The 308-nt window shown below is 53.6% G+C and carries 1 rRNA gene; it reads left to right on the top strand.

The annotated features are described in order from the left end of the window. Window positions 1–152, top strand: a 23S ribosomal RNA gene (locus ACGF49_RS25090); the annotation flags it as partial. Between the last annotated feature and the right edge of the window lie 156 nt (window positions 153–308).

The following is a 308-nucleotide window of genomic DNA, read 5'->3' as shown; positions in this document are numbered from 1 at the left end:
GCATCTAAGCGGGAAACTTGCCTTGAGATGAGTCTTCCCTTGACTTGAGGTCACGGAAGGAACGTTTAAGACGAAGACGTGGATAGGCTGGGTGTGTAAGCGCAGCGATGCGTTGAGCTGACCAGTACTAATGAACCGAGAGGCTTAACCTTACAACGCCGAAGGTGTTTTGGTGTCGGCAGGGCGTAGAGAGATAAATTTTCAGCTTGTTGAACAGATTGAAGCGGGTGGTTGCGGAAGAAGAGACGCGCCGCCTGGAATAAACCGAATATGCCTGGCGGCGATAGCGCGGCGGTCCCACCTGACCC

Source organism: Photorhabdus sp. RM96S, assembly GCF_042879335.1.
Classification (GTDB): Bacteria; Pseudomonadota; Gammaproteobacteria; order Enterobacterales; family Enterobacteriaceae; genus Photorhabdus; species Photorhabdus kayaii.
Note: the sequence above shows the minus strand (reverse complement) of the source record. Positions and strands in the feature narration are given on the sequence as shown.